Source organism: Methylobacterium crusticola, from assembly GCF_003574465.1.
GTDB lineage: Bacteria > Pseudomonadota > Alphaproteobacteria > Rhizobiales > Beijerinckiaceae > Methylobacterium > Methylobacterium crusticola.
In genome coordinates this window covers 25,210-33,285 of the sequence record NZ_KZ984623.1, presented here as the reverse complement: position 1 = coordinate 33,285, position 8,076 = coordinate 25,210, and the positions used below count along the sequence as shown (strand labels likewise).

Annotated in this window: 6 protein-coding genes; 2 read left to right on the top strand and 4 right to left on the bottom strand. The window is 76.0% G+C overall.

Annotated elements, in window-relative coordinates:
* Nucleotides 1-17: 17 nt before the first annotated feature.
* Nucleotides 18-2,420, bottom strand: a complete 2,403-nt coding sequence (locus DT057_RS02540) for a DNA topoisomerase (protein WP_238312849.1) — start codon at nucleotides 2,418-2,420, stop codon at nucleotides 18-20.
* Nucleotides 2,421-2,680: 260 nt separating this feature from the next.
* Here DT057_RS02540 and DT057_RS02535 point away from each other — a divergent pair, with 260 nt between their 5' ends.
* Nucleotides 2,681-3,088 (top strand): phospholipase A2 family protein, encoded by a 408-nt coding sequence (locus tag DT057_RS02535; protein ID WP_407068070.1) that lies wholly within the window; start codon nucleotides 2,681-2,683, stop codon nucleotides 3,086-3,088.
* Nucleotides 3,089-3,118: 30 nt separating this feature from the next.
* On the opposite strand, the gene DT057_RS02530 is transcribed toward DT057_RS02535, so the two are convergent.
* On the bottom strand, nucleotides 3,119-3,421 hold the full coding sequence (locus DT057_RS02530; protein WP_128560555.1) for a hypothetical protein: 303 nt from the start codon (nucleotides 3,419-3,421) through the stop codon (nucleotides 3,119-3,121).
* A gap of 362 nt (nucleotides 3,422-3,783) precedes the next feature.
* Here DT057_RS02530 and DT057_RS02525 point away from each other — a divergent pair, with 362 nt between their 5' ends.
* A complete protein-coding gene (locus DT057_RS02525) occupies nucleotides 3,784-6,159 on the top strand; it encodes a bifunctional diguanylate cyclase/phosphodiesterase (protein WP_128560554.1) in 2,376 nt (791 codons plus the stop codon).
* A 26-nt stretch (nucleotides 6,160-6,185) separates the two neighbouring features.
* Here the strand turns inward: DT057_RS02525 and DT057_RS02520 are convergent, their stop codons facing one another.
* Nucleotides 6,186-6,404: a DUF2783 domain-containing protein gene (locus DT057_RS02520; RefSeq protein ID WP_128560553.1), complete on the bottom strand. Its 219-nt coding sequence runs from the start codon at nucleotides 6,402-6,404 to the stop codon at nucleotides 6,186-6,188.
* The gene (locus DT057_RS02515; RefSeq protein WP_128560552.1) at nucleotides 6,404-8,056 is read right to left on the bottom strand and encodes an FAD-dependent oxidoreductase; all 1,653 of its coding nucleotides are present in this window, start codon (nucleotides 8,054-8,056) and stop codon (nucleotides 6,404-6,406) included. Before DT057_RS02515 ends, DT057_RS02520 begins: the two co-directional genes overlap by 1 nt.
* Between the last annotated feature and the right edge of the window lie 20 nt (nucleotides 8,057-8,076).

The following is an 8,076-nucleotide window of genomic DNA, read 5'->3' as shown; positions in this document are numbered from 1 at the left end:
GCGCGCGCGCGGACCCGTCAGGCGCGCGGCTGCTCGGGCGCGCGCCGCCGCGCGCCCGCACGCTTGCCCGACGACGCTTTGCCGGACGACGCCTTGCGCGGCGGCGCCTTGCGGCCCGGCGCCCGCTTCCTCGTCGCGGCCGGGGGCGCGCCCTTGTCTGCGTGCGCGTCGAGGAAGGCCCGGCAGGCGCCGAAATCCCCCTCCACCTCCGGGGGCAGGGCGGCGAGGCCCTTCTCGCGCGCCAGCGATGCGGCGAAGCGCAGCATGGCCGGGCTGGGCGCGCGGGGCGCTCCGGCGGGGACAGCCCCGCGCGGGCCCGCATGGGTGTTCAGGAACAGCCGGCAGACGCCCGCGTCCCGCGCGAGGCCGCGGGGGAGCGGCACGCCCTTGCGGGCCGCGAGCGCCGTGGCGAAGGCCACCATCGCGTCCGTCGGCGGGCGCCCGGCGGGGCTGGCGGGCCCCGCGGCCGGATCGAGGGCGAGCCGCTCGGACCCCGCCACGGCCGCGATCAGCGCGTCGAGCCGGGCCCGGGTCGCCCGGCGGAACGCCTCGGCGCGCCGGGCCGCCTCCTCCCGGCTCCCCGCGCGGCCGATCTCGGCCAGGTTCGCCTCGAACACGGCCCGGCCGACCGGGTCGCCGTAGGCCGGAAACACCTTGCGCACCGCCGCCAGGAAGGCGAGGCCGACCTCCGTCACCTCGATGGCCGGGTCCTTGCCCTTGAGGAGCGCGACGTAGTGGCTCTTGATCAGCTTCGGCAGCACGGCGTCCCGGGTCGCCGCGGTGCCGAGGCCCTTCGGCTCGGTCGGGTTGGCGGGGTTCTCGAGCGCCCGCTTGAGGGCGGCGTCCTCGACCTGGTCGATCAGGCGCCCCATCACCACCGGCAACTCGCCCCGGGTGATGCGCCGCGGCGGCTCGGTCCGGGCGGTCTCGATCTCCGCCGCCTCGGCGCGGGCCGCCTCGCCGTCCCGCACGGGCGGCAGGCGCCCGGCCCGCGGCTCGTCGTCGGGCTTGGCCTTGCCGGGCACCGCCTCGGCATCCTCGTCGGCCTCCGCGCCGTAGAGCGCGCGCCAGCCCGGCACCTTGACGACGCTGCCGGTGACGCTGAAGCGCTTCGGCCCGAAGGGGGTGGCGACCTCGGCCGAGACGGTGGTGCGGGCGTCGACCCCGTCCGGCAGGTGCGCGGCGAGGAAGCTCCGCGCCACCAGCTCCCACAGCCGCCGCGCGTCCGGCGCGAGGGCGCCGGGCGCCGGCGCCTTGCGCAGCGGCACGATGGCGTGGTGCTCGCCCGGATCCTTGACGTAATGCCCCTTCTGCCCGCGCCGCACCACCAACGCCTCCGGGGCCGGGGCGTGCGCGGCGAGCTCCGCCGAGGCACCCGCGAGGGCGGCGATCACCGCCGCCGCGTCCCGCGCCTGGCCCTCGGGCAGGTGCGCGGATTCGGTGCGCGGGTAGCTCAGGAGGCCCTGGTCGTACAGGTCCTGGGCGTGGCGGGCGGTGACCTGCGGGTCCCAGCCGAAGCGCTTGGCGCAGGCCCGCGCCAGCGTGTCCTTGGAAAAAAGCTTCGGGGGCGTGCGCCGCACGTCCTTCTGGACGACGCCGAGGGCGCCCGCCCAGCCGCTGGCCGCCGCCCGGATCGCCTCCGCCTCCGCCCGCTCGAAGATCCGGTCCTTCGGCGCGTGCCAGAGGGTCAGGGCCCCGCCGCTCTCCGTCGCGACCGGCAGGGCGATGCGGAAGAAGTCCCGCGGCACGAACGTCCGGATGCGCTCCTCAAGGTCGGCCAGGATCGCGAGCGTCGGGGTCTGCACGCCGCCGAAGCGCCAGGGCTCGCGGAAGGCCGGCGGGCGCAGGCGCAGCGACATCGCCCGGGTGCCGTTGAGGCCGAGATGCCAATCCTCGTACTGGCGGCAGAGGGCCTCGAGGTAGGCCGCGTAGTCGCGCTCGCCCGAATCGGCCTCCCGGGCCAGCGCCGCGAAGGCGCGGCGGATCGAGACCTCGTCGAGGGCACCGAGCCGCAGCCGGTCGACCCGCCCGCGATAGCCGAGGTGCTCCAGCACCTCCCAGGCGATCATCGAGCCCTCGCGCCCCGGATCGGTCGCGATGATGACGCGCTCGACGCCCTCGAGGGCGCGGCCGATCGCGGCGAGCTTCGGGGCGTGCGACTGGCCGGAGCGGTTCTGCCCGCAGGCCACCGGGATGCGGTCGAGGGCGATCGGCAGCGCGTCGAAGCGCCAGGCCTTCCACTCCTCCCGGATGGCGCCGGGCTCGTCGGCCGCGAGCAGGTGCCCCTCCGCGGCGACGCAGACCGTGCGCGGCGAGCGGAAGAAGCGCTGAAGCTGGCGCATCGCCGAGGGTTTCTCGAAGAAGAACAGCGTCTTGCCGGCCTGCGCCGGGGAGGTGGCGGTGGGCATGGCGTGCGACATGGCCGCGCGACGACCTCGTGGGGCCCGGCGGGGAGCGGGCGCTCGAACAGATCAAGAACATAGTCGACCGGAGCGGCCGCCGTCAACGCTCCGGCGCCCGCGAACCCCGCGGCGCCCGCGGCCCGAACCCCGCGGCGCCCGCGGCCCGAACTCTGCGGCGCCCGCGGCCCGAACCCCGCACGCTCGGGCGGCGCCCGGTTGCCGGATGGGCCGGCGACTCCATCTTGGCGGTAAGGGGACGCAGGATGAGGACCAGTCCGATGCACCAGTCGAAACGCTTGAAACCCTTCGCGATCGTGATGATCGCGGCCTCTTCACTTACGGGGCCGACACTCGCGTCGGCCCAAGACCTGATGTTCGCGGTCGCGCCGCCGCCTTCACTGCCGGGGAGCGGGATTCCCAGGGACGCGCTGGTGTTCCACGGCAATTACTGCGGTCCCGGCAACCGCGGGCCCGGCCTCCCGCCGACCGACGCCCTCGATGCGGCCTGCATGCACCACGACGCCTGCACGCCTCCGGCCGGGCAGGGGCTCCCGGCCTGCTCCTGCAACGCGCGGCTCCAGCGCGAGGCGGACGCCGTGGCCAGAAGCCGCCGGCAGGCGCCGGACCTGCGCAGCCTCGCGGGCTTCGTCTCCGCCGGCGCCGCCATCCTGCCCTGCGAGCCCTGACGGGCGCGCCGGCGCGCTTGGCTCACCGGGTCAGCCCGCGCCGCCGGCCGCCGAGGGCGCCGCGCTCCCGGCGGCCGGCGGCGGGGCCTGCACGAGCCTGAGGTTCCCGGACGGCCGAAACGGACGCGCCGCCGCGCGCTCCGGGAGCCGGATCGGGACGCCGAAATCCCGGTCGTCGTTCGCCGGAGCCTGGGTGCAGGGCACGTAGGCGTCGACGATGTCGGCGACGTGGAGGATGCGGGGCGGGCGGCCGCGGGGGACGCGGCGGCCCGCCCCGCGCGGACGGGCCCGGGGCTTCCAGCCGCGCGGGGTCTCGTGCCATCGACCAGCCATTGCTCGGTTCTCGTCGTCGGGACGCGGGCCTGTGGGGCGCGAGGGCCTGCCAGCCCCTTCATGTAGAACCACTTTTCGGGCCGGCGGGGTGTGCTGAGGCACATGCTCCCCGGGCCGGCGCGATCGCGCCGTCCCGGGCTCGCGCCGGGACGTCGAGCGCCCGGCGGCCGCGCCGTCGACGGCGGCACGATCGCGCCGCGCCACGCGTCGGCGCGCGATCTCGCGGGGCGCGTACTTGTCTTACCTTGGGGAAGTACGCAGTGCCGATGGGCGGGTTTTCCGGCGAGACCCGGATCGACCTTTACCAATCCCCAACCGCCGCGGGATCAAAGTACCGGAATGCACCGCAAAGCCAGGTCGACATGGTCCAGCTCATCGAAGTCCTGCTCGAACGGCACGAGGTCCGGCTCCTCGGCCTATCGCTCCTCATCGGCGTGCTCGCCTCGGTCACCGCCGTCGATCTCCTCCAGCACGCCCGGGCCTCGGCCGGTCGCATGCGCGCCATCTGGCTCTGCGTCGGCGCGGCGGCGGGCGGCTTCGGCCTCTGGGGAGCGCACTTCATCGCCCGGCTCTCCTTCCAGCCTGGCGGCGGGGCCAACCGGGACGCCGGCCTGGCGCTGGTCTCGATGGCCCTCGCGATGATCGCCACGGGGGCGAGCCTTCGCGCCGCGCTGCTGCCCTGCGCCGGCGCCCCGTGGCTCGCCGGCACCCTGCTGGGCCTCGGCCTCGCCGCCGTGCACTGCGCCGGGCTGGTCGGGCCGGCGGCGGCCGGCCTGGTCTCCTGGCATCTCGGCCTGCTGCTGGCCTCGGCGCTCGCCGGCAGCCTCGTCTGCGTGGCGGCCTTCGCGCTCGGCCTGCGCGAGGACCCCGCCTGCCGGAGCGCCGCGGCGCTCCTCCTGATCCTGGCGGTCGGCCTCCAGCACTTCCTCGGCCTCGCGGCCCTCGACATCCTGACCGATCCGGCGGCCCCGGGCGTCCCGGCCGAGGCCGACGCCCGGGCAGCGGTCTCGACGGGCTTTGCCAGCCTGACGCTCCTCGTCCTCGCCTTCACGGCCATCACCATCGACGGCCGCGTCCGCCGGCGCCGGGAGCAGCAGGAACTGGTGCACAGCCTCGCCAACGCCGCCGTCGAGGGGATCGCGGTCTGCGACGGCGACCGCATCGTGACGGTCAACACCAGCCTCGCCGACCTCCTCGGTTGCGCCCCGTCCGAGCTGATCGGCCGGCCGGTGGCGAGCGCCTTCCCGGAGGCGGTGGTGCGCCGGACGCAGGACGGCGGGGTCGACCAGGTGATCGAGACCGAGCTGCGGGACCGGCACGGCATCGCGATTCCCGTCGAGGTGATCCTGCGCGCCATCACCTTCGCGAACCGGCCCCATCACGCGGTCGCGGTGCGCGACCTGCGGGCCCGCCGGCAGGCCGAGCAGCACATCCAGTTCCTCGCCCACCACGACGCGCTGACGGGCCTGCCGAACCGCGCCCGCTTCACGGCGCGGCTCGACCAGGAGATCGCCCGTGCCCGGGCGACGGGCGGGCGGCTCGCGGTGCTCTGCCTCGACCTCGACCGCTTCAAGGAGGTGAACGATCTCTACGGGCACGCCGCCGGCGACGCGCTGCTGCGGACCGTGGCCCGCTGGGTGCCGGCGGAGCTGGACGAGCGCCAGAGCATGGCGCGCCTGGGCGGCGACGAGTTCGCCGTCATCCTGCCGGAGGTCGGCGGCCCGGCCGAGGCCGGGCGCCTGGCCGCCCGCATCCTGGAGGCGATCCGGGCCGGCAACGCGGCCTCGGACGGCGCCCCCCCGGTCGCCACCAGCATCGGCATCGCGCTCTACCCGGACGACGCCACCGACCGGGAGACCCTGCTGAGCCACGCCGACGCGGCCCTCTACTGCGCGAAGTCCGAGGGGCGGGGGACCTACCGCTACTTCGAGGCGGCCCTCGCCGTCCAGATCCGCGACCGGCGCACCCTGGAGCACGACCTGCGCCAGGCGATCGGGCGGGGCGAGTTCGTGCTGCTGTACCAGCCGCAGATGGAGGTCGACACCGGGCTGGTGGTGGGCTTCGAGGCGCTGCTGCGCTGGAACCATCCGGGGCGCGGCAGCGTCCCGCCCGACCGCTTCATCCCCATCGCCGAGGAGACCGGCGCCATCCTGGCCATCGGCGAGTGGGTCCTGCGCGAGACCTGCCGGGAGGCGGCGCGCTGGGAGAGGCCCCTGCGGGTGGCGGTGAACGTCTCGGCGGTGCAGCTCCACAGCCCCGCCTTCGCGCAGCTCGTCCAGGACGTGCTCGCGGAGAGCGGCATCGACCCCGTCCGGCTCGAGCTGGAGATCACCGAGACGGCGCTGATCCGCGACCCGGCCCGGGCGCTCGCGACCCTGGGCAAGGTCAAGGCGCTCGGCGTGCGCATCGCGATGGACGATTTCGGCACCGGCTACGCCTCGCTCTCCAACCTGCGGGCCTTCCCGTTCGACAAGATCAAGATCGACCGCTCCTTCATCCACGCCGTCGACATCAACCGGGAGACCGCCGCCATCATGCGGGCCGTGCTCGGCCTCGGCCGCGGCCTGGGCCTCCCGGTGCTGGCCGAGGGCGTCGAGACGGGCGCCGAGCTCGCCTTCCTGGGCGCCGAGGCCTGCCAGGAGGCGCAAGGGTTCCTCCTCGGCCGGCCCGCCCCGATCGAGGAGTTCCGGGAGCACACGCGCCTGCCGGCGGACGGGGCGCGGGCGCGGGCCGCCTGAAGGCCGCGCCGCCCAGGCCCCGGCGCTCAGCCCGGCGCCGGCCCGGGCGCCGCGCCGAGGCTGCGGCGGGCGAGCGCGAGGGCCTCCCTCAGCCGGGCGACGTCGCCGACCTCGTGGGCGAGGATCAGCACGAGGCGGGCGTTGAGCGCCGCGCTCTCGTCGTCGCTCAGCCCCTCGTGGGCGGAGAGGAGCGCGCCGTAGACGTCGTCGCCCCGGCCGTGGAAGCCGTCGTCCTGCCGCAGCATCACGCCGCCTCCCGCACCGGGGCGTCGGCCCGGCCGTGCGCCCGCGCGAGCGAGCGGGCGAGGCCGGCGGGATCGGGCGCCGGGAACCGGGCCGCCACGTGGGCGTCGGGACGGATCAGGTAGGTCGTCCCGGGGCCGGCCCCGTAGCGCGCGGCGGCGACGCCGTCCGGGTCGACCAGCATCGTGGCGCCCGGGCAGTCGAGGGGCCGGGGGCCCACCACGACCCGGGGCAGGTCGGCGCACCCGGCGAGGTCCGGGCACGCCTCCCCGGCGAAGACCAGCAGGGTGAACGCGCCCCCGAGATGGTCGAGGAGCCAGCCCGGCCGCCCCGCCCCGTCGCGGACCGGCGCGTCCGGGCAGGCGCTGCCCGGGGCGACGCCCCCCGGCATCGGCACCCCGTCCGGCGTCTGGAGGGGCGAGCCCGCGAGGCTGCACGGCCGCGACAGGCGCCCGGCGTTGAGCAGGCGGCGGGCGAACGGCGCCTCGGCGGCGAGCGCCAGCACCCCGTCGCGGAACAGCCGCTCGACCCGCGTCTTCGGCGTCATGAAGGCGGTGGTGCGGCTGGAGTTGAGGATGTTCTCGTCCGCGCCGTGGCCGCGCTCGACGTCGTAGCTGTCGATCAGGCCCTCGGGTGCCTCCCCGGCCAGGACCAGGGCGAGCTTCCAGCACAGGTTGTCGGCGTCCTGCACGCCGCCATTGCCGCCCCGCGCCCCGAACGGGCTCACCACGTGGGCGCTGTCGCCCACGAACACCACGCGGCCGTGCACGAACCGCTCCAGCCGCGCGCAGCGGAAGGCGTAGACCGAGCACCACGCGAGCTCCACCGGCGTCCCGGCGCCGACGATGGCCCGCACCCGCGGCATCACCCGCTCGGGCTGCCGCTCCCGCTCGGGGTCGGCGTCAGGCCCGAGCTGGAAGTCGATGCGGAAGACGTCGTCGGGCTGGCGGTGGAGGAGAGCGCTCTGGCCGGCGTGGAAGGTCGGCTCGAACCAGAACAGGCGCTCGGTCGGGAAGTCGGCCTTCATCCGCACGTCGGCGATGAGGAAGCGCTCCTCGAAGCGCTGGCCCTCGAAGGGGAGGCCCATCCGGGTGCGGGTGGGCGAGCGGGCGCCGTCCGCCGCGATCACCCACGCGGCCTCGAGCGCGTAGGGACCGTCCGGGGTCGTCACCTCCAGGCGCACGCCGTCGCGCGACTGGGTCAGGCCCGCGACCTCGTTGCGCCAGCGCAAGTCGATCAGGTCCGGGAACGCCGCCGCCCGCTCGATCAGGAACCGCTCGACGTAGTATTGCTGGAGGTTGACGAAGGCCGGGCGCCGGTGGCCGCTCTCGGGCAGCAGGTCGAAGCGGTAGAGCTCGCGGTCGCGGTGGAAGACCCGGCCGACGCTCCAGGTCACGCCCGTCTCGACCATGCGGCTGCCGACGCCGAGGCGGTCCCAGATCTCGAGGGTGCGCTTGGCCCAGCAGATCGCCCGGCTGCCGGTGGCGACCGTGTCGTCGTCGTCCAGCACCACGACCGGCACGCCGCGCGTGGCGAGGTCGATGGCGCAGGTGAGGCCGACGGGCCCCGAGCCGATCACCACCACGGGCCGGCGCCCGGTCGCGCCGGCGAGCTCCGGTGGCGGCACGTAGGGGAAGCGCGGGGTCGGGCTCATGGGCGGCTCCTCCGGGCAGG

What these genes read in the sequence shown, in the direction of transcription:
- DT057_RS02540 (WP_238312849.1), bottom strand. Translation starts at nt 2,420, where the DNA reads ATGTCGCACGCCATGCCCACCGCCACCTCCCCGGCGCAGGCCGGCAAG.
- DT057_RS02515 (WP_128560552.1), bottom strand. Translation starts at nt 8,056, where the DNA reads ATGAGCCCGACCCCGCGCTTCCCCTACGTGCCGCCACCGGAGCTCGCC.
- DT057_RS02520 (WP_128560553.1), bottom strand. Translation starts at nt 6,404, where the DNA reads ATGCTGCGGCAGGACGACGGCTTCCACGGCCGGGGCGACGACGTCTAC.
- DT057_RS02530 (WP_128560555.1), bottom strand. Translation starts at nt 3,421, where the DNA reads ATGGCTGGTCGATGGCACGAGACCCCGCGCGGCTGGAAGCCCCGGGCC.
- DT057_RS02535 (WP_407068070.1), top strand. Translation starts at nt 2,681, where the DNA reads ATGCACCAGTCGAAACGCTTGAAACCCTTCGCGATCGTGATGATCGCG.
- DT057_RS02525 (WP_128560554.1), top strand. Translation starts at nt 3,784, where the DNA reads ATGGTCCAGCTCATCGAAGTCCTGCTCGAACGGCACGAGGTCCGGCTC.